The sequence below is a fragment of the Enterobacter sp. DVT3837 genome (assembly GCF_056238685.1).
Genome location: NZ_JBWDLA010000001.1, coordinates 1,726,911 through 1,746,816 on the forward strand (window position 1 = coordinate 1,726,911; position 19,906 = coordinate 1,746,816).

Here is a 19,906-nt window from a genome sequence, read left to right on the forward strand (position 1 = left end):
TACCGAAAATTGACAAGGGGCATGACATGACAATCCGCAATCACACTCTCGGTTTCCCTCGCGTTGGCCTGCGTCGCGAGCTGAAAAAAGCGCAAGAAAGCTACTGGGCGGGTAGTACCACCCGTGAAGAACTGCTGGCCGTTGGACGCGAACTGCGTGCGCGTCACTGGGATCAGCAAAAACAGACGGGCATTGACCTGCTGCCGGTGGGCGATTTTGCCTGGTACGACCATGTTCTGACGACAAGCCTGCTGCTTGGCAATGTGCCGGCTCGTCATCAGAACAAAGATGGATCGGTAGATATCGACACCCTGTTCCGCATCGGCCGTGGTCGCGCGCCAACAGGTGAGCCAGCGGCAGCGGCTGAAATGACCAAGTGGTTTAATACCAACTATCACTACATGGTGCCGGAGTTCGTTAAAGGTCAGCAGTTCAAACTGACCTGGACGCAATTACTGGATGAGGTGGACGAAGCGCTGGCGCTGGGTCACCAGGTGAAGCCTGTGCTGCTGGGGCCGGTTACGTACCTGTGGCTTGGCAAAGTGAAGGGTGAGCAGTTTGATCGCCTCAGCCTGCTGAACGACATTCTTCCGGTCTACAAACAGGTGCTGATTGAGTTGGGCAAACGCGGCATCCAGTGGGTGCAAATCGACGAACCTGCTCTGGTGCTCGAGTTGTCGCAGGAATGGCTCGATGCCTTCAAACCGGCGTATGACGCACTTGCCGGACAGGTGAAGTTGCTGCTGACTACCTATTTCGAAGGCGTGACGCCAAACCTGAAGACCATCACCGCGCTGCCAGTGCAGGGTCTGCATGTTGACTTTGTACACGGTAAAGATGATGTCGCGGAGCTGCACAAACGCCTGCCTGCGGACTGGCTGCTCTCGGCCGGTGTGGTGAATGGCCGTAACGTCTGGCGTGCCGATCTCACTGAGAAATACGCTCAGGTTAAAGACATCGTCGGCAAACGTGAGTTGTGGGTGGCATCGTCTTGTTCACTGTTGCACAGCCCAATTGATCTCAGCGCTGAAACCCGTCTGGACGCAGAAGTGAAGAGCTGGTTTGCCTTTGCCTTGCAGAAATGTGAGGAGCTGACGCTGCTGCGTGATGCATTGAACACGGGGGACACGGCAGCGATTACCGAATGGAGCGCACCGATCCAGGCGCGCCGTGACTCGGCTCGCGTACACAACCCGGCAGTCGAAAAACGTCTGGCAGCCATCACGGCTCAGGACAGTCAGCGCCAGAGCGCCTATGAAGTGCGCGCTGAAGCCCAGCGCGCTCGCTTTAACCTGCCAGCCTGGCCAACCACGACGATCGGTTCTTTCCCGCAGACTACCGAGATCCGCGGCCTGCGTCTGGACTTCAAAAAGGGCAATCTGGATGCGAATCATTACCGCACCGGTATCGCTGAACACATTAAACAGGCGATTATCGAGCAGGAACGTTTAGGTCTGGATGTTCTGGTGCACGGTGAAGCCGAGCGTAACGACATGGTGGAATACTTTGGTGAACACCTGGACGGTTTCGTGTTTACCCAAAATGGCTGGGTGCAGAGTTACGGTTCCCGCTGCGTGAAGCCGCCGGTGGTGATTGGTGATATCAGCCGTCCAGAAGCGATTACCGTTGAATGGGCGAAGTATGCCCAGTCTCTGACAGATAAACCGGTGAAAGGAATGCTCACGGGTCCGGTAACGATTCTCTGCTGGTCCTTCCCGCGTGAAGATGTGAGCCGCGAAACCATCGCCAAACAGATCGCGCTGGCACTGCGTGATGAAGTGGCGGATCTGGAAGCCGCAGGCATTGGCATTATTCAGATCGACGAACCGGCGCTGCGCGAAGGTCTGCCGCTGCGTCGTAGCGACTGGGATGCCTATCTGAAATGGGGCGTGGAGGCTTTCCGCATCAACGCCGCGGTCGCGAAGGACGACACCCAGATCCACACCCACATGTGTTACTGCGAATTTAACGACATCATGGATTCGATAGCCGCGCTGGATGCCGACGTGATCACCATCGAGACATCGCGTTCAGACATGGAACTGCTGGAGTCATTTGAAGAGTTCGACTACCCGAACGAAATAGGACCGGGGGTGTACGACATTCACTCTCCGAACGTGCCGAGCGTGGAGTGGATCGAAGCTCTGCTGAAAAAAGCGGCCCAGCGCATTTCGGCAGAGCGTCTGTGGGTGAACCCGGACTGCGGACTGAAAACCCGCGGCTGGCCGGAAACCCGCGCTGCACTGGCGAACATGGTGCAGGCGGCGCAGAATTTGCGTCAGGCGTAATAAGTTGTAGGCCCGGTAAGGCGTCATCGCCGCCGGGCTTTTTGCTTTTACCCTTTTTTACCGCCGTACTGGCTGAACCACGCCAGCATTCGCTGCCATCCGTCTTTTGCAGATTCCTCGTGATAACTCGGACGATAGTCGGCATTAAATGCATGCCCGGCATCCGGGTATACCACGATCTCCGCCTTCGCATTTGCCGCGCGGAGCGCATGGCGCATGGTTTCTACCGAATCCAGTGAAATACCGGTGTCCTGACCGCCGTAAAGCCCTAACACGGGGGCATTCAACTCGGTGGCGATATCAACCGGATGTTTCGGTGAATTCAGCGTTTTTTCACCCACCAGTTTGCCGTACCAGGCGACAGCGGCTTTGAGCTGCGGGTTATGGGCGGCATACAGCCAGCTGATACGCCCTCCCCAGCAGAAACCCGTCACCATCAGACGATGTGCATCACCACCGTTACGTGCTGCCCAACTGGCAACGTGGTCGAGATCGGCCATGACCTGCGCGTCAGGGACTTTGCTGACCAGGTTGCTGAGTAATGTTGGAATATCGCTGTAGTCGTTCGGATCGCCCTGACGGAAGTAGAGCTCTGGCGCAACGGCCAGATACCCTTCCAGCGCCAGCCGGCGGCAGAGGTCGCGGATATGTTCGTGAACACCAAAAATTTCCTGAACCACAATGACGATGGGCAGCGGACCCTCTGCCGATTTTGGCCGCGCGTGGTAAGCCGGCATATTATCCCCCTGCGAGGGGATGGAGGTCTCACCCGCCGTTATGGCCTCTTCGGGCGTTGAAACGATGGTTGAAGCATGCGGGGCTGCAGCAGGTGCAAAACCGATTTTTTCAGTCATGGCATTCTCCGTACCAATGAGTTAGCGCAAAGGTAAATATAGACACCAGGTTAACAACCCACAGTGCCTTAAACGGTCTATCTTTTGTGCAGCACACCACGATAAAACTTGTTAATGTGATGTGAATCACTTTTCCATGGAAATTTACTGCAATCATTTTCATTCATGGTGAAGTGCATCACGAAATTATGCGTATTGCTTCTGTAAAGTACCATTTTACTTCTTCTGACTAACCGACCCACAGAGGAGTCACCTATGTCTAAGTCTGATGTTTTTCATCTCGGCCTCACCAAAAACGATTTACAAGGGGCTACGCTCGCTATCGTCCCGGGTGATCCTGAGCGTGTGGAAAAGATCGCCGCGCTGATGGATAAGCCGGTTAAGCTGGCAGCCCATCGTGAATTCACCACCTGGCGTGCAGAGCTGGATGGCAAAGCCGTGATCGTGTGTTCTACCGGTATCGGTGGCCCGTCGACCTCCATTGCTGTTGAAGAGCTGGCGCAACTGGGCATTCGTACTTTCCTGCGTATCGGTACCACCGGCGCTATTCAGCCGCATATCAATGTCGGTGACGTGCTGGTCACCACCGCATCTGTGCGTCTGGACGGGGCAAGCCTGCACTTCGCGCCAATGGAATTCCCGGCAGTGGCAGACTTCGAATGTACCACTGCGCTGGTTGAAGCGGCGAAATCTGTGGGCGCGACCACGCACGTGGGTGTAACTGCCTCTTCCGATACTTTCTACCCAGGCCAGGAGCGCTATGACACCTTCTCTGGTCGCGTGGTGAGCCGTTTCAAAGGTTCTATGGAAGAGTGGCAGTCCATGGGCGTGATGAACTACGAAATGGAATCCGCCACGCTGCTGACCATGTGCGCAAGCCAGGGTCTGCGTGCCGGTATGGTGGCGGGCGTTATCGTCAACCGTACGCAGCAGGAGATCCCGAATGCCGAAACCATGAAGCAGACTGAAAGTCATGCTGTGAAAATCGTGGTTGAAGCGGCGCGTCGCCTGATCTAGTCCTCTCTTCTGCATACAATAAAAGGCCGACACGTTCGGCCTTTATTTTTTGCGTAGCGCCTCGCAGGAAAACCCTTTCAAACTGGACGTTTATACAGCACAATTCTATTTTGTGCGGGTAATACGTTGATGCAGGGGGCATTGTGGATATCTCGATCCTGATTTACGCGGTGATTGCGCTGGTGGGCTTAGGGATTGGCTGGCTCATTTCCAGCTACCAGCATGCACAGCAGAAGGCCGACCAACTGGCCGAGCGAGAAGAGATAGTCGCCGATTTAAGCGCGGCAAAACAGCAAGTTGCTCTGAGCGAGCACTGGCGCGATGAGTGCGAGTTGCTCAACAACGAACTACGCAACCTGCGGGATATCAACACCTCGCTGGAAGCTGATCTCCGCGAAGTGACCACCCGTCTTGAATCCACCCAACTGCATGCGGAAGACAAAATCCGTCAGATGATCAACAGCGAGCAACGCCTCAGCGAACAGTTTGAAAACCTCGCCAACCGCATTTTCGAGCACAGCAACCGCCGCGTTGATGAACAGAATCGCCAGAGCCTGAACAGCCTTCTGACGCCTCTGCGTGAACAGCTGGACGGTTTTCGTCGTCAGGTGCAGGACAGTTTTGGTCAGGAGGCTCGCGAGCGGCACACGCTGGCGCATGAGATTCGCAATCTTCAGCAACTGAATGCACAGATGGCACAGGAGGCGGTCAACCTGACTCGCGCGCTGAAAGGGGATAACAAAACCCAGGGAAACTGGGGGGAAGTGGTCCTGACCCGCGTGCTCGAGGCCTCAGGCCTGCGTGAAGGTTATGAGTATGAGACTCAGGTCAGCATCGAAAATGATGCTCGCTCGCGCATGCAGCCCGATGTCATAGTGCGTCTGCCTCAGGGCAAAGACGTTGTCATCGACGCCAAAATGACGCTGGTGGCATATGAGCGCTACTTTAATGCGGAAGATGATTACACCCGAGAGTCGGCATTGCAGGAGCATATTGCTTCCGTGCGTAACCATATCCGTCTGCTGGGCAGAAAAGACTACCAGCAACTGCCGGGCCTGCGCTCACTGGATTACGTGCTGATGTTCATTCCGGTTGAACCGGCCTTCCTGCTGGCACTCGACAGGCAGCCTGAACTGATCACCGAAGCGCTGAAAAATAACATTATGCTGGTCAGCCCGACCACGTTGCTGGTGGCCTTGCGAACCATTGCGAACCTGTGGCGCTATGAACACCAGAGCCGCAATGCGCAACAGATTGCCGATCGAGCCAGCAAGCTGTACGACAAAATGCGTCTGTTCGTGGACGATATGTCCTCGGTCGGGCAAAGCCTTGACCGCGCGCAGGATAACTACCGTCAGGCAATGAAAAAACTCTCCTCCGGACGTGGCAACTTACTGGCACAAGCTGAGGCATTCCGTAGTCTGGGCGTCGAAGTAAAACGCGAGATTAATCCGGAACTGGTTGAACAGGCCACGTCGCAGGACGAGGAGTTCCGCCTGCGTGAAGGCAGTGCTGAACAAATGACAAACAGTGAAGACAACGATTTAGCAGCGGAATTATCGCCAGATGAGCAGCCGACGCGTTTGTTTCGCGGTGGTTGAATCGTAGGGCAAACGCGTCCAATCTGGTACACTTCACAAACATTTTACTGATAAGCAGGCTCTGAGATGGTTGACGATTCACAAGACACGACGCACTTTGGTTTTCAGACTGTTGCCAAAGCGCAGAAAGCTGACATGGTGGCCCACGTATTTCACTCTGTGGCGGCGAAGTACGATGTGATGAATGACTTGATGTCATTCGGTATTCATCGCTTGTGGAAGCGCTTCACCATCGACTGCAGCGGTGTGCGTCGTGGACAAACGGTGCTTGATTTAGCTGGCGGTACGGGCGATTTAACCGCGAAATTCTCTCGCCTGGTAGGCGAAACTGGCCGTGTCGTTCTGGCAGATATTAATGATTCAATGCTGAAAATGGGACGCGAAAAGCTGCGTAACATCGGCGTGGTGGGGAATGTGGAATATGTGCAGGCGAACGCCGAAGCGCTGCCATTCCCGGACAACACTTTTGACTGCATTACCATCTCCTTCGGTCTGCGTAACGTCACTGATAAAGAGAAAGCGCTGCGCTCTATGTATCGCGTGCTGAAGCCGGGTGGACGTCTGCTGGTGCTTGAGTTCTCTAAACCGATTATTGAACCACTGAGCAAAGCTTACGACGCTTATTCATTCCACGTGCTCCCTCGCATTGGTGAGCTGGTGGCAAACGACGCGGAAAGCTACCGTTATCTGGCTGAATCTATTCGTATGCACCCGGATCAGGACACATTAAAAGCCATGATGCAGGATGCGGAATTTGAGAACGTTGAATATTTCAACCTGACGGCGGGTGTCGTCGCGCTGCATCGCGGTTACAAATTCTGAGTGGAGGTGTCTTGTGCCCTTTAAACCCCTGGTCACTGCTGGCATCGAGAATGTACTGAATGCCTTTCTGTATCGCGCCCCGGCGCTGAAAGCTGCACGTCAGCGGCTTAACGGGAAGGTATTACGCATTGTTTTAAAAGAGTTCTCGACGCCGCTGGTGCTGGTTTTCAGCGAACGCCAGCTTGACGTTCTGGGTGAGTGGGAGGGTGAAGCCGACTGCTCTGTTATCACGCACATGAGCGTGTTGCCAAAATTACGCGACCGCCAGCAATTAACTGCACTGATCCGCAGCGGTGAGCTGGAAGTGGAAGGCGACATTCAGGTTGTACAGAATTTCGTTGCGCTCAGTGACCTTGCCGAGTTCGACCCCGCAGAGCTGCTTGCACCTTTTGTTGGTGACATTGCCGCCGAAGGGGTCGGTAAAGCTATTCATGGTGGGGCGGCTTTTTTGCGTAAAAACCTGCAACGGCAACAACGCTATGCGGCGGAAGTGCTGACGGAAGAGTGGCGTATGGCCCCTGGACCACTGGAAGTGGCGTGGTTTGCGGAAGAGACCGCTGCTGTTGAACGTGCGGTTGATGCGTTAACCAAACGGCTGGAAAAACTGGAGGGCAAATGACGCCTGGTGAAATGCGGCGCCTCTATTTCATTATTCGCATCTTTTTGAGCTACGGGCTCGACGAGCTTATCCCCAAAATGCGTATCACGCTGCCGCTTCGTATCTGGCGGCGGATGCTGTTCTGGATGCCTAATCGACATAAGGGACAGCCGCTGGGTGAACGTCTGCGTCTGGCGCTGCAGGAGCTCGGTCCGGTCTGGATTAAATTCGGTCAGATGCTTTCGACTCGCCGCGATCTCTTCCCGCCTCTGATTGCGGATGAGCTGGCGATGCTGCAGGATCGCGTCGCACCGTTTGACGGGGCACGCGCGAAAAAGCAGATCGAAGAGGCGATGGGCAACATTCCCGTCGAAACCTGGTTTGACGATTTCGACATCCAGCCTCTGGCGTCGGCCTCTATCGCACAAGTCCACACAGCACGTCTGAAAGAAAACGGGAAAGAAGTTGTCATTAAGGTTATTCGCCCGGACATCCTGCCGATCATCAAAGCGGACATGAAGCTGATTTACCGGTTGGCCCGTTGGGTGCCCCGTTTGCTGCCTGATGGACGTCGTCTGCGCCCGATGGAAGTGGTGCGGGAATATGAAAAAACCCTGATTGATGAGCTTAATCTGCTGCGCGAATCGGCAAACGCCATTCAGCTGCGTCGCAACTTTGAAAACAGCCCGATGCTCTACGTACCCGAAGTCTATTCTGACTACTGTAGCCAGAATATGATGGTAATGGAGCGTATTTACGGTATTCCCGTCTCGGATGTGACGGCCCTGGAGAAACAGGGAACGAACATGAAGTTGCTGGCCGAACGTGGCGTACAGGTCTTCTTTACCCAGGTGTTCCGCGATAGCTTCTTCCATGCGGACATGCACCCGGGCAATATCTTCGTGAGCTACGAACATCCTGAGAATCCGAAGTATATCGGTATCGACTGTGGGATTGTGGGGTCGTTGAACAAAGAAGATAAACGCTATCTTGCTGAGAATTTCATCGCTTTCTTCAACCGCGACTACCGTAAGGTGGCCGAGCTGCACGTCGATTCCGGATGGGTCCCGCCGGATACCAACGTCGAAGAGTTTGAGTTTGCCATTCGAACCGTCTGCGAACCGATTTTTGAAAAACCGCTGGCGGAAATTTCCTTCGGGCATGTGCTGTTAAACCTGTTCAACACGGCTCGCCGTTTTAATATGGAAGTTCAGCCACAGCTAGTTTTACTTCAGAAAACATTACTTTACGTTGAGGGTGTAGGCCGACAGCTCTATCCTCAGTTAGACTTGTGGAAGACTGCGAAACCTTTCCTTGAATCCTGGATTAAAGATCAGGTTGGCATTCCGGCGCTGGTGCGTTCACTGAAAGAGAAAGGCCCGTTCTGGATCGAAAAAATGCCTGAAATTCCTGAACTGGTTTACGACAGTTTGCGTCAGAGCAAGAACCTTCAGCACAGCATGGATAAAATCGCCCGCGAACTTCAGTCCAGCCGTGCTCGTCAGGGTCAGTCACGCTATCTTTTTGGGATTGGAGCAACGCTGCTGCTAAGTGGTACGCTGCTTCTGATCAACCGTCCGGACTGGCAGATGATGCCCGCCTGGTTGATGGCTGGTGGCGTGGTTGTCTGGCTCGTTGGCTGGAGAAAGACGCGCTGATTTTGCGTCGCTATCGACAGGTTGCATACGTATAATACGACCTGACTAATTAATCATCTATCCCTGAGGAACTTGTATGGGTGGTATCAGTATCTGGCAATTGTTGATCATTGCCGTCATCGTCGTGCTGCTGTTCGGCACCAAAAAGCTCGGTTCTATCGGTTCCGATCTGGGCGCGTCTATCAAAGGCTTCAAGAAAGCGATGAGCGATGATGAGAGCAAGCAGGATAAAACCAGCCAGGACGCTGACTTTACTGCTAAATCCATCTCCGACAAGCAAGACGAAACCAAAAAGGAAGACGCTAAACGCCACGATAAAGAGCAGGTGTAAGTCGTGTTCGACATTGGTTTTAGTGAGCTGCTGCTGGTCTTTGTGATTGGCCTGATCGTTTTGGGGCCGCAGCGTCTGCCGGTGGCGGTGAAAACTGTTGCGGGCTGGGTTCGTGCGCTGAGATCGCTTGCATCGACCGTTCAGAATGAGCTGGCACAGGAACTTAAGTTGCAGGAGTTTCAGGAAAGCCTGAAAAAGGTAGAGAAGGCGAGCATGGATAACCTGACGCCGGAACTGAAAGCCTCAATGGATGAGCTGCGCGAAGCGGCGGAATCAATGAAGCGCTCCTATAGCATTAACGATCCTGAAAAAGCGAGTGATGAAGCGAACACCATCCATAACCCGGTGGTGAAGGGCAGCGAGGAGCAGCGCGAGGGCGTAACGCCTGCTAGCGCTGAACATCAGGCTGTAGCGCCTGAACAAACGCCGCAGGAACCTGAACCGAAAAAACAGGCGCAGCCGGAAGAGCCAGCGGTAAAAGCGGCTGAAGTTAAGCCCGTAGCACCTGTTTCCGAATCATCCCCATCGTCGAGTGATAAAGCGTAAACATGGCAGTAGATGATACTCAACCGCTTATTACGCACCTTATAGAGCTGCGTAAGCGACTGTTAAACTGCATTATTGCAGTTTTACTCATATTCCTGTGTCTGGTCTACTTCGCCAATGACATCTATCAAGTGGTCTCTGCGCCGCTGATCAAGCAGATGCCGCTGGGGGCAACGATGATTGCAACAGATGTTGCATCACCGTTTTTCACCCCTATTAAGCTTACTTTCTGGGTATCGTTGATTGCGTCTGCGCCGATCATTCTTTACCAGGTGTGGGCATTTGTGGCGCCGGCACTGTACAAACACGAACGCAAGCTGGTGATCCCGCTGCTGGTATCCAGCTCGCTGCTGTTCTATATCGGCATGGCGTTTGCCTATTTCGTTGTCTTCCCGCTGGCCTTTGGCTTCCTGACGCATACCGCGCCGGAAGGTGTCCAGGTGTCGACGGATATCGCTAGCTACCTCAGCTTTGTGATGGCACTGTTTATGGCCTTTGGCGTGGCATTCGAAGTGCCGGTGGCCATTGTGTTGCTTTGCTGGGTAGGGGTGACTACCCCTGATGATCTGCGTAAGAAGCGTCCGTATATCCTGGTCGGTGCATTTGTGGTTGGCATGCTGCTGACACCGCCGGATGTGTTCTCCCAGACGCTGCTGGCCATACCGATGTATTGCCTGTTCGAGGTCGGTGTCTTCTTCTCGCGTTTCTACGTGGGTAAAGGACGTCGAACAGATGACGAAGACGATACGTCAGACAAGACCACTGAAGAGTAAAATCAACCGCCCGTCAGGGCGGTTGTTATATGGAGATTCGCATGTTTGATATTGGACTCAACCTGACCAGCTCGCAGTTTGCGAAAGATCGTGATGAGGTCGTTGCACGTGCGTTTGCTGCCGGAGTGAAAGGACTGTTGCTGACAGGAACCAACCTGCATGAAAGCGAGCAGGCGCAGCTGTTGGCGCAACGCTACGAGCGCTGCTGGTCGACCGCTGGTGTACATCCTCATGACAGCAGCCAGTGGACTGCGGAAAGTGGCGATACCCTGTACAAGCTGGCGAAGATGCCAGAAGTGGTGGCGATCGGCGAATGCGGTCTCGATTTCAACCGTAACTTTTCCACGCCTGAAGAGCAGGAAAAAGCGTTCACGGCACAACTTGCGCTGGCAGCTGAGCTTGGAATGCCGGTGTTTTTGCACTGCCGCGACGCGCATGAGCGTTTTCTTGCCCTTCTGAACCCGTGGCTGGATAAAATACCCGGTGCGGTGCTGCACTGCTTTACCGGTTCGCGACAGGAGGCTTTGGATTGCCTGGAACGTGGGCTCTTTCTGGGGATCACTGGCTGGGTTTGTGATGAGCGCCGCGGGCTTGAGCTTCGCGAGCTGTTGCCGGTAATCCCGGCTGATCGTTTGCTCCTGGAAACGGATGCGCCTTATCTGCTGCCGAGAGACATGCAACCCAAACCGACGTCGCGGCGAAATGAACCTGCACATCTTGGGCACATCGTTGAAAGCGTGGCGAAATGGCGCGGAGAAGATCCCCACTGGCTTTCCGCGCAGACGGATGACAACGTGCGTCACCTGTTTGGGATCGATTTTTAAACTTTGCGGAAGTCGGTGTTTTTAACGCTTTGCAGAACCTGTTTGTTCAGCAGGTTGAGCAACAGCATGGAGCGTGCTTCGCCGTCCGGTTCAGCGAAAATCGCCTGCAACCCTTCGAAAGCACCTTCCGTGATGACGACGCAGTCCCCTGAGTAAGGTGTTTCCGGGTCGGTGATACCTTCGGGTTGTTGATAAACCGAAAGTTGATGGATCACCGTTGACGGAACCATCGCCGGGCTGGTACCAAAGCGTACAAAGTGGCTGACACCGCGTGTGGCGCTGATGGTGGTGGTGTGGATGACTTCCGGGTCGAACTCCACGAACAGATAGTTCGGAAATAAGGGTTCACTGACGGTTGTGCGCTTCCCGCGCTGCATTTTTTCAAGCGTGATCACGGGTGTCAGGCAATTTACAGACTGACGTTCAAGATGTTCCTGCGCGCGCTGAAGCTGCCCGCGTTTGCAATAAAGTAAATACCAGGCCTGCATAATCACTCTTTCCCTTAGTTCGGGGCGCAAGCATATCAAAACCCTGGCGGGATCGCTAAGTTGATTATAATGGGGGAAAATGGAACAGAACGCATAAGTTCACGCTAATTTAACAAAATTACAGCATCAAGCAGGCTTACGCCGTATAATGAAGCGCTTACAGAGAGGCCATGACTAACTGCATGAAATACCACGATCTCCGCGACTTCCTGACGCTGCTGGAAAAGCAGGGTGAACTCAAACGCATTACACTTCCTGTTGATCCTTATCTGGAGATGACAGAAATTGCTGACCGCACCCTGCGTGCCGGTGGCCCCGCATTACTGTTTGAAAATCCGAAAGGGTACGCCATGCCGGTGTTGTGCAACCTGTTTGGTACTCCACGTCGTGTTGCATTGGGGATGGGGCAGGAAGACGTTACGGCGCTGCGTGAAGTGGGTAAACTGCTGGCGTTTCTGAAAGAGCCAGAGCCGCCGAAAGGCTTCCGCGATCTGTTCGACAAACTGCCACAGTTTAAGCAAGTATTGAACATGCCAACTAAACGCCTGCGCGGCGCGCCGTGCCAGCAGAAAGTGCTGGAAGGCGATGTGGTTGATCTGACCAAAATCCCTATTATGCAGTGCTGGCCTGAAGATGCTGCTCCGCTGATCACCTGGGGGTTGACGGTTACGCGCGGCCCTCACAAAGAGCGGCAAAATCTCGGTATTTACCGTCAGCAATTAATTGGCAAGAATAAACTCATCATGCGCTGGCTGTCGCATCGCGGCGGCGCGCTGGATTTCCAGGAGTGGTGTGCTGAGCATCCGGGTGAACGTTTCCCTGTCTCTGTCGCGTTAGGTGCCGATCCGGCCACCATTCTGGGTGCGGTGACCCCCGTGCCGGATACACTCTCTGAATACGCGTTTGCAGGCCTGCTGCGCGGAACCAAAACCGAAGTCGTGAAGTGTATTTCTAACGATCTCGAAGTTCCGGCCAGTGCGGAAATTGTGCTGGAAGGTTACATTGAGCAGGGTGAAATGGCGCCAGAAGGCCCTTACGGCGACCATACCGGCTATTACAACGAAGTGGATAACTTCCCGGTGTTTACCGTTACGCACATTACACAGCGTGAAGATGCGATCTATCACTCCACCTATACCGGACGTCCACCGGACGAACCGGCGGTACTGGGAGTGGCGCTGAATGAAGTGTTTGTGCCGATCCTGCAAAAGCAGTTCCCGGAAATTGTTGATTTTTATCTGCCGCCTGAAGGATGCTCATATCGCATGGCGGTGGTCACGATGAAGAAACAGTATCCTGGTCACGCGAAACGCGTGATGATGGGCGTATGGTCTTTCCTGCGCCAGTTTATGTATACCAAGTTTGTTATTGTCTGCGATGATGATGTTAACGCCCGCGACTGGAATGACGTAATCTGGGCCATTACCACGCGAATGGACCCGGCGCGCGATACGGTGTTAGTCGAAAACACGCCGATAGATTACCTGGATTTTGCCTCGCCGGTTTCCGGTCTTGGCTCAAAAATGGGACTGGATGCCACCAATAAATGGCCTGGCGAAACCGATCGTGAATGGGGTCGCCCGATCAAAAAAGATCCTGCAGTGACCGCGCGAATTGACGCGATCTGGGACGAGCTGGCCATAATGAATAACGGTAAACCCTGAGCTTGACCGTTAAGCCCTATAGACTTCCCGACAGAGAGAGCGAATGACAACCTTAAGCTGTAAAGTGACCTCGGTAGATGCCATCACCGACACCGTATATCGCGTCCGTTTAGTGCCAGAAGCGCCATTCTCTTTCCGCGCGGGTCAGTACCTGATGGTCGTGATGGATGAGCGTGATAAGCGTCCTTTCTCTATGGCCTCAACGCCAGCGGAGCAGGAATTTATTGAGCTTCATATTGGTGCGTCAGAGCTTAACCTGTATGCGATGGCCGTCATGGACCGCATTCTTAAAGAGCGTGAGATTGTGGTCGACATTCCTCATGGTGATGCATGGCTGCGCGATGACGAAGACCGTCCGCTGATCCTGATCGCGGGCGGTACGGGCTTCTCTTATGTGCGCTCTATTCTGCTGACCGCACTGGCGCGTAACCCAGACCGTGACATCACCATTTACTGGGGTGGCCGTGAAGAGAAACATCTCTATGACCTGTCTGAACTGGAAGCGCTGAGCGTAACCCATCCTAACCTGCGCATAGAGCCGGTGGTTGAGCAGCCGGAAGAAGGCTGGCGTGGACGCAGCGGTACGGTACTGACGGCGGTGCTACAGGATCATGGCACACTGGCAGGGCACGATATCTATATCGCTGGCCGTTTTGAGATGGCGAAAATTGCCCGTGACTTGTTCTGTAACGAACGTGATGCGCGTGAAGACCGTCTCTTCGGCGATGCTTTTGCCTTCATCTAAATAAAAAACCCGCCCCTGACAGGCGGGAAGAACGGCAACTAAACTGTCTCTCTTCGCCAATGACGCCATAACTGCGTTGGCTGCGCTCGTTCACCCGAATCACTTACTTGAGTAAGCTCATCGGGATTCGCTCGCTTGCCGCCTTGTTCTGACGGCATTGGCTTTGAGATACTTTTCCTGATTTACACTCTCTCAAACACCGTCGCGATACCCTGACCCAGCCCGATACACATCGTTGCCAGGCCAAACTGGGCATCTTTGCGCTCCATCAGGTTAATCAGCGTGGTACTGATACGCGCCCCGGAGCAGCCCAGCGGGTGACCGAGGGCGATCGCGCCGCCGTTGAGGTTAATTTTCTCGTCGATCTGCTCCATGAGTCCCAGATCTTTAATGCACGGCAGGATCTGCGCGGCGAAGGCTTCGTTCATCTCAAACAGGTCGATATCACTGGCGGTTAATCCTGCTTTTTTCAGCGCCAGCTTCGAAGCTGGAACCGGGCCGTAACCCATGATGGAAGGATCGCAACCCACGACCGCCATTGAACGTACCCGGGCGCGAGGGGTTAAACCTAACTCGCGGGCACGGCTTTCGCTCATCACCAGCATCGCGGCAGCCCCGTCGGACAGCGCGGAAGAAGTACCTGCCGTTACTGTTCCTGTGACTGGATCAAATGCCGGACGCAGCGTGGAAAGGGCTTCGACCGTGGTTTCCGGGCGGATCACTTCGTCGTAGCTGAACTGCTTCAGAACGCCGTCTGCATCATGACCACCGGTTGGGATGATCTCATTCTTAAACGCACCGGACTGTGTCGCCGCCCATGCGCGAGCGTGAGAGCGTGCGGCAAAGGTATCCTGCATTTCACGGCTAATACCGTGCAGGCGGGAGAGCATCTCTGCGGTCAGGCCCATCATCCCCGCCGCTTTTGCTACGTTGCGGCTCATACCCGGGTGGAAATCGACCCCATGGCTCATCGGCACGTGCCCCATGTGCTCCACGCCGCCGACCAGGCAGGCCTGAGCATCGCCGGTCATGATCATACGTGCTGCATCATGTAACGCCTGCATTGAGGAACCGCAAAGACGGTTGACGGTGACTGCCGGAACCGAATGTGGGATCTCCGCCAGCAGCGAGGCGTTACGAGCGATGTTGAAGCCTTGCTCCAGGGTCTGCTGTACGCAGCCCCAGTAGATATCGTCGAGCGCGGTTGGGTCCAGCACCGGGTTACGCGCCAGCAGGCTACGCATCAGGTGCGCGGAGAGGTCTTCCGCACGCACGTTACGGAATGCACCGCCTTTTGAACGGCCCATCGGGGTGCGAATCGCATCAACAATGACAACCTTTTCCATTGTGACTCCTTAAGCCGTTTTCAGCTCGCCAACCGGACGGGCTGGCTCAACTGCTGGATAGTAGGGTTCGTTATGGCGCGCTTTGTTACGCAGCCCTTCCGGCACCTCATAAAGCGGGCCAAGGTGCTGATATTGCTGAGCCATATCGAGATAGCGGGCGCTGCCGAGCGTGTCCAGCCAGCGGAACGCGCCGCCGTGGAACGGAGGGAAGCCCAGTCCGTACACCAGCGCCATGTCTGCTTCTGCCGGGCTGGCAATGATGCCTTCTTCCAGGCAACGCACCACTTCGTTGACCATCGGAATCATCATGCGGGCGATGATCTCATCGTCAGTGAAGTCACGTTTTGGCTGACTAACTTCGGCCAGCAGGCTATCCACCGCCGCGTCTTCTTCTTTCTTCGGTTTGCCTTTGCTGTCTTCTTTATAACGCCAGAAGCCAAGACCGTTTTTCTGACCGAAGCGGTTAGCGTCGAACAGAGCGTCAATGGCGTCGCGGTAATCTTTCTGCATGCGCTGCGGGAAGCCCGCCGCCATCACCGCCTGGGCGTGATGCGCGGTATCAATGCCGACCACATCCAACAGATACGCGGGGCCCATCGGCCAGCCGAATTGTTTTTCCATCACTTTGTCGATTTTGCGGAAGTCTGCACCGTCTCGCAGCAGCTGGCTGAAACCGGCGAAGTAAGGGAACAGTACGCGGTTGACGAAGAAGCCCGGGCAGTCGTTAACCACGATCGGCGTTTTGCCCATCTTGCTTGCCCACGCCACTACTTTGGCGATGGTTTCGTCTGAGGTTTTTTCCCCACGGATCACTTCGACCAGCGGCATCCGGTGTACCGGGTTGAAGAAGTGCATCCCACAGAAGTTTTCCGGACGCTTAAGCACGCTCGCCAGTTCGCTGATAGGAATGGTAGAGGTGTTAGAGGCCAGCACGGTATCCGGGCGAACCTTGTCTTCCGTTTCCGCCAGCACCGCTTTTTTAACTTTCGGGTTTTCAACGACGGCTTCGACTACCACGTCAACACGGTCGAAGCCGGTATATTCCAGCACAGGCTGAATGGTGGAGATCACGCCTGCGAGCTTAAGTCCGTCAATTTTTCCGCGTTCCAGCTGTTTATTCAGCAGTTTGGCCGCTTCGGTCATGCCCAGCGTCAGGGATTTCTCGCTGATATCCTTCATTACCACCGGTACGCCTTTCCAGGCTGACTGATAAGCGATGCCGCCACCCATAATGCCGGCACCGAGTACCGCCGCATGTTTCGGCGTTTCCACATTTTTGGTCAGCTGTTTCGCTTTACCTTTCACGAACTGATCGTTGAGGAAGATGCCAACCAGCGCGCGAGCTTCATTGGTGTGTGCCAGCGGGACAAAACTCTGGTTTTCCAGTTTCAGGGCTTCATCGCGGCCAAAGCGGGCCGCAGCTTCAATGGTTTTCACCGCGGTGATGGGGGCAGGGTAGTGTTTACCTGCAGTCTGCATCACCATGCCTTTGGCAATGGTGAAGCTCATGGCGGCTTCAATTTTGCTGAGTTTTAATGGTTCCAGCTTCGGCTGGCGTTTGGCTTTCCAGTCGAGATCGCCGTTAATCGCCTGACGCAGAATGGCGAGTGCGCCTTCAACAAGCTTCTCAGGTTTCACAACGCCGTCGACCAGACCGATTTTCTGCGCCTGTTCTGCGCCAACATCTTTACCTGCGGCAATGATCTCAAGTGCACTGTCGGCACCCAGCATACGCGGCATACGCACTGAACCCCCAAAGCCCGGCATGATACCCAGCTTGGTTTCCGGCAGGCCGATGCGCAGGTCCGGCGTCGCCAGACGGTAATCAGTTGCTAATACGCATTCGCAGCCACCGCCCAGCGCGTAGCCATTAACGGCGGAAATGGTCGGGACAGGCAGATCTTCCAGACGATTAAAGACGCTGTTAGCAAAGTGCAGCCACTGGCTCAGCTGTTCCTCCGGGACCAGGAACAGAGAAAGGAATTCGGTGATATCGGCACCGACAATAAAGGCCGCTTTGTTCGAACGCAGCAGCAGCCCTTTTAATTCAGGTTGTTTTTCAAGTACATCCAGCGCCTGGCCAAGACTGGCCACCGTCGCGGTATCAAGCTTATTCACTGAGCCGGGGGCATCGAACACCAGTTCGGCAATGCCATCTTCCAGCCAGTTGAGGTACAGGGTGTCGCCTTTGTAGAGCATGTCAGTCTCCTGAATCCAGCAATTGGATCTGGTCATACCAGATGAATCGGAGTGTGGAATTTATGTTAATAAAATGCAAATTACTCATTAAGAAATTGCTGCATTGATCACGGTCGGTGTAAATCACGCAGCCGGAGTGAGGTGTGCTAAGATGCGATGACTTGAGGTCAATAAAACGAAAGGAAGAATGATGGACTCACTGGCTTCGCTTTATAAAAATCATATCGTTACCCTACAGGAACGTACCCGCGATGTACTGGCCCGCTTTAAGCTGGATGCGCTGTTAATCCACTCTGGCGAGCTTTTGAATACTTTTCTGGATGACCATGCTTATCCGTTTAAGGTCAACCCGCAGTTTAAGGCCTGGGTGCCGGTAACCCAGGTTCCAAATTGCTGGCTGCTGGTGGATGGCGTGAATAAGCCAAAATTGTGGTTCTATCTGCCTGTCGATTACTGGCACAACGTGGAACCGCTGCCGACCAGCTTCTGGACGGAAGAAGTGGATATCATTGCATTACCAAAAGCCGACGGCATTGGCAGTCAACTGCCTGCCGCACGCGGCAACATCGCCTATATTGGCCCTGTTCCGGAGCGTGCATTGGGCCTGGATATTCCGGCTGACAAGCTTAACCCGAAAGGGGTGCTGGATTACCTGCATTACTATCGCGCATATAAAACCGACTACGAACTTTACTGCATGCGTGAAGCGCAAAAAACGGCAGTGAACGGCCACCGCGCCGCGCATGAAGCATTCCAGTCTGGCATGAGCGAGTTCGACATCAACCAGGCCTACCTGACCGCGACCGGGCACCGTGATACGGACGTGCCGTACAGCAACATCGTCGCGCTGAATGAACACGCTTCCGTGTTGCACTACACCAAACTCGATCACCATGTGCCGTCGGATATGCGCAGCTTCCTGCTGGATGCGGGTGCGGAGTACAACGGTTATGCGGCTGACCTGACCCGTACATGGGCGGCAAACGCGGATACTGACTTTGCGCATCTGATCAAAGACGTCAATGACGAACAGCTGGCCCTTATCAGTACCATGAAAGCGGGAACCAGTTACGTGGATTACCACATCCAGTTCCATCAGCGCATCGCGAAGCTGTTGCGTAAGCACCAGATTGTGAAAGACATGAGCGAAGAGGCGATGGTCGAGAACGATCTGACCGGGCCATTCATGCCGCACGGGATCGGTCACCCGTTGGGTCTGCAGGTTCACGATGTTGCAGGCTTTATGCAGGATGATACCGGCACGCACCTGGCGGCACCGTCTAAATATCCTTACCTGCGCTGCACCCGCATTCTTGAACCACGTATGGTGCTGACGATTGAACCGGGGATCTACTTTATCGAATCGCTGTTAGCACCCTGGCGTGAAGGTCAGTTCAGCAAACACTTCAACTGGGAAAAAATTGAAGCGCTGAAACCGTTTGGTGGTATTCGTATTGAAGATAACGTGGTCGTTCACGAAAACGGTATCGAGAATATGACGCGAGATCTGAAGCTGGCCTGATGGAAAGCTGGCTGATACCGGCTGAACCGGTCACCTTTGTTGAGGAAATCAAGAAAAGCCGCTTTATTACGCTGCTGGCACATACCGATGGCGTAGAGGCGGCAAAGGCGTTTGTTGAATCTGTTCGGGCGGAGCATCCTGACGCACGTCACCACTGTGTGGCGTGGGTCGCGGGGCCTCCGGACGATTCGCAGCAGTTGGGCTTTTCCGACGACGGTGAACCGGCTGGCACAGCCGGAAAACCCATGCTTTCGCAGCTGATGGGCAGCGGTGTGGGTGAAATTACCGCCGTGGTGGTGCGCTACTACGGCGGGATCCTGTTAGGCACGGGTGGGCTGGTTAAAGCGTATGGCGGCGGAGTTCAGCAGGCACTGAATTTGCTGATAACTACCCGCAAAACACCACTCACAGAATATACTTTACTGTGCGATTACGGACAGTTATCCGGTATCGAAGCGTTGCTGAAGCAGTTTAACGGCGTTATCGCGCACAGTGAATATCAGGCAATGGTGCAATTACGCGTGGCGCTTCCTCAGGCGGAACTGGCTGCTTTTTCAGCAAAACTGGCTGATTTTAGTCGTGGTTCGTTGCAATTGCTGCCGATTGAAGAATAATCCCCACCTCACTTTT

General features: G+C 54.4%; 18 protein-coding genes. 14 read left to right on the top strand and 4 right to left on the bottom strand.

Features of this window, described 5'->3' with window-relative positions; genetic code table 11:
* Positions 1 to 26: 26 nt before the first annotated feature.
* Positions 27 to 2,288 carry a 5-methyltetrahydropteroyltriglutamate--homocysteine S-methyltransferase gene (gene metE, locus AC0XWG_RS08465; RefSeq protein WP_475680523.1) on the top strand — a complete coding sequence of 754 codons (2,262 nt, stop codon included), beginning with the start codon at positions 27 to 29 and terminating at the stop codon, positions 2,286 to 2,288.
* Positions 2,289 to 2,335: 47 nt separating this feature from the next.
* Here the strand turns inward: metE and AC0XWG_RS08470 are convergent, their stop codons facing one another.
* Complete coding sequence (locus tag AC0XWG_RS08470) at positions 2,336 to 3,142, bottom strand: dienelactone hydrolase family protein (protein WP_028018176.1); 807 nt, start codon at positions 3,140 to 3,142, stop codon at positions 2,336 to 2,338.
* Between the two features lie 255 nt (positions 3,143 to 3,397).
* Between AC0XWG_RS08470 and udp the strand changes: the two genes are divergently transcribed.
* The 9 genes from udp (at position 3,398) to tatD (ending at position 11,312) form a co-directional block, all read left to right on the top strand.
* Positions 3,398 to 4,159 carry a uridine phosphorylase gene (gene udp / locus AC0XWG_RS08475; protein ID WP_003860792.1) on the top strand — a complete coding sequence of 254 codons (762 nt, stop codon included), beginning with the start codon at positions 3,398 to 3,400 and terminating at the stop codon, positions 4,157 to 4,159.
* Positions 4,160 to 4,302: 143 nt separating this feature from the next.
* Positions 4,303 to 5,760, top strand: coding sequence for a DNA recombination protein RmuC (gene rmuC / locus AC0XWG_RS08480; protein WP_475680524.1), 1,458 nt, complete (start codon positions 4,303 to 4,305; stop codon positions 5,758 to 5,760).
* A 66-nt stretch (positions 5,761 to 5,826) separates the two neighbouring features.
* A complete protein-coding gene (ubiE, locus tag AC0XWG_RS08485) occupies positions 5,827 to 6,582 on the top strand; it encodes a bifunctional demethylmenaquinone methyltransferase/2-methoxy-6-polyprenyl-1,4-benzoquinol methylase UbiE (RefSeq protein WP_008501525.1) in 756 nt (251 codons plus the stop codon).
* Between the two features lie 13 nt (positions 6,583 to 6,595).
* Positions 6,596 to 7,201: a ubiquinone biosynthesis protein UbiJ gene (gene ubiJ, locus AC0XWG_RS08490; RefSeq protein ID WP_028018174.1), complete on the top strand. Its 606-nt coding sequence runs from the start codon at positions 6,596 to 6,598 to the stop codon at positions 7,199 to 7,201.
* Positions 7,198 to 8,838, top strand: a complete 1,641-nt coding sequence (ubiB, locus tag AC0XWG_RS08495) for a ubiquinone biosynthesis regulatory protein kinase UbiB (protein ID WP_028018173.1) — start codon at positions 7,198 to 7,200, stop codon at positions 8,836 to 8,838. Before ubiJ ends, ubiB begins: the two co-directional genes overlap by 4 nt.
* A gap of 76 nt (positions 8,839 to 8,914) precedes the next feature.
* Positions 8,915 to 9,169: a Sec-independent protein translocase subunit TatA gene (tatA, locus tag AC0XWG_RS08500; RefSeq protein ID WP_028018172.1), complete on the top strand. Its 255-nt coding sequence runs from the start codon at positions 8,915 to 8,917 to the stop codon at positions 9,167 to 9,169.
* A gap of 3 nt (positions 9,170 to 9,172) precedes the next feature.
* The gene (gene tatB, locus AC0XWG_RS08505; protein WP_028018171.1) at positions 9,173 to 9,715 is read left to right on the top strand and encodes a Sec-independent protein translocase protein TatB; all 543 of its coding nucleotides are present in this window, start codon (positions 9,173 to 9,175) and stop codon (positions 9,713 to 9,715) included.
* Between the two features lie 2 nt (positions 9,716 to 9,717).
* Positions 9,718 to 10,488: a Sec-independent protein translocase subunit TatC gene (tatC, locus tag AC0XWG_RS08510; protein WP_028018170.1), complete on the top strand. Its 771-nt coding sequence runs from the start codon at positions 9,718 to 9,720 to the stop codon at positions 10,486 to 10,488.
* Between the two features lie 41 nt (positions 10,489 to 10,529).
* Entirely contained in the window at positions 10,530 to 11,312 is a 783-nt protein-coding gene (tatD, locus tag AC0XWG_RS08515; RefSeq protein ID WP_128348546.1) for a 3'-5' ssDNA/RNA exonuclease TatD, read from the top strand.
* Here tatD and rfaH read toward each other — a convergent pair.
* Complete coding sequence (gene rfaH / locus AC0XWG_RS08520) at positions 11,309 to 11,800, bottom strand: transcription/translation regulatory transformer protein RfaH (RefSeq protein ID WP_028018168.1); 492 nt, start codon at positions 11,798 to 11,800, stop codon at positions 11,309 to 11,311. The genes tatD and rfaH overlap by 4 nt on opposite strands.
* A gap of 170 nt (positions 11,801 to 11,970) precedes the next feature.
* On the opposite strand from rfaH, the gene ubiD reads away from it, so the two are divergent.
* Together ubiD and fre are read left to right on the top strand one after the other, a co-directional pair.
* Positions 11,971 to 13,464, top strand: coding sequence for a 4-hydroxy-3-polyprenylbenzoate decarboxylase (ubiD, locus tag AC0XWG_RS08525; protein ID WP_164881352.1), 1,494 nt, complete (start codon positions 11,971 to 11,973; stop codon positions 13,462 to 13,464).
* A gap of 43 nt (positions 13,465 to 13,507) precedes the next feature.
* Entirely contained in the window at positions 13,508 to 14,209 is a 702-nt protein-coding gene (gene fre, locus AC0XWG_RS08530; RefSeq protein WP_008501516.1) for an NAD(P)H-flavin reductase, read from the top strand.
* 182 nt (positions 14,210 to 14,391) lie between these two features.
* On the opposite strand, the gene fadA is transcribed toward fre, so the two are convergent.
* Both fadA and fadB read right to left on the bottom strand, forming a co-directional pair.
* Positions 14,392 to 15,555 (bottom strand): acetyl-CoA C-acyltransferase FadA, encoded by a 1,164-nt coding sequence (gene fadA, locus AC0XWG_RS08535; RefSeq protein WP_475680525.1) that lies wholly within the window; start codon positions 15,553 to 15,555, stop codon positions 14,392 to 14,394.
* Between the two features lie 9 nt (positions 15,556 to 15,564).
* A complete protein-coding gene (gene fadB / locus AC0XWG_RS08540) occupies positions 15,565 to 17,754 on the bottom strand; it encodes a fatty acid oxidation complex subunit alpha FadB (protein WP_028018165.1) in 2,190 nt (729 codons plus the stop codon).
* 190 nt (positions 17,755 to 17,944) lie between these two features.
* Between fadB and pepQ the strand changes: the two genes are divergently transcribed.
* The gene (gene pepQ / locus AC0XWG_RS08545; protein ID WP_475680766.1) at positions 17,945 to 19,276 is read left to right on the top strand and encodes a Xaa-Pro dipeptidase; all 1,332 of its coding nucleotides are present in this window, start codon (positions 17,945 to 17,947) and stop codon (positions 19,274 to 19,276) included.
* Positions 19,276 to 19,890, top strand: coding sequence for an IMPACT family protein (locus AC0XWG_RS08550; RefSeq protein WP_028018163.1), 615 nt, complete (start codon positions 19,276 to 19,278; stop codon positions 19,888 to 19,890). Before pepQ ends, AC0XWG_RS08550 begins: the two co-directional genes overlap by 1 nt.
* The last annotated feature ends 16 nt before the right edge of the window (positions 19,891 to 19,906 follow it).

Excerpts from the sequence above, each read along its gene's own strand:
- metE (WP_475680523.1), top strand. The coding sequence starts at position 27 with ATGACAATCCGCAATCACACTCTCGGTTTCCCTCGCGTTGGCCTGCGT.
- AC0XWG_RS08470 (WP_028018176.1), bottom strand. The coding sequence starts at position 3,142 with ATGACTGAAAAAATCGGTTTTGCACCTGCTGCAGCCCCGCATGCTTCA.
- udp (WP_003860792.1), top strand. The coding sequence starts at position 3,398 with ATGTCTAAGTCTGATGTTTTTCATCTCGGCCTCACCAAAAACGATTTA.
- ubiE (WP_008501525.1), top strand. The coding sequence starts at position 5,827 with ATGGTTGACGATTCACAAGACACGACGCACTTTGGTTTTCAGACTGTT.
- ubiB (WP_028018173.1), top strand. The coding sequence starts at position 7,198 with ATGACGCCTGGTGAAATGCGGCGCCTCTATTTCATTATTCGCATCTTT.
- tatA (WP_028018172.1), top strand. The coding sequence starts at position 8,915 with ATGGGTGGTATCAGTATCTGGCAATTGTTGATCATTGCCGTCATCGTC.
- tatC (WP_028018170.1), top strand. The coding sequence starts at position 9,718 with ATGGCAGTAGATGATACTCAACCGCTTATTACGCACCTTATAGAGCTG.
- tatD (WP_128348546.1), top strand. The coding sequence starts at position 10,530 with ATGTTTGATATTGGACTCAACCTGACCAGCTCGCAGTTTGCGAAAGAT.
- rfaH (WP_028018168.1), bottom strand. The coding sequence starts at position 11,800 with ATGCAGGCCTGGTATTTACTTTATTGCAAACGCGGGCAGCTTCAGCGC.
- ubiD (WP_164881352.1), top strand. The coding sequence starts at position 11,971 with ATGACTAACTGCATGAAATACCACGATCTCCGCGACTTCCTGACGCTG.
- fre (WP_008501516.1), top strand. The coding sequence starts at position 13,508 with ATGACAACCTTAAGCTGTAAAGTGACCTCGGTAGATGCCATCACCGAC.
- fadA (WP_475680525.1), bottom strand. The coding sequence starts at position 15,555 with ATGGAAAAGGTTGTCATTGTTGATGCGATTCGCACCCCGATGGGCCGT.
- fadB (WP_028018165.1), bottom strand. The coding sequence starts at position 17,754 with ATGCTCTACAAAGGCGACACCCTGTACCTCAACTGGCTGGAAGATGGC.
- pepQ (WP_475680766.1), top strand. The coding sequence starts at position 17,945 with ATGGACTCACTGGCTTCGCTTTATAAAAATCATATCGTTACCCTACAG.
- AC0XWG_RS08550 (WP_028018163.1), top strand. The coding sequence starts at position 19,276 with ATGGAAAGCTGGCTGATACCGGCTGAACCGGTCACCTTTGTTGAGGAA.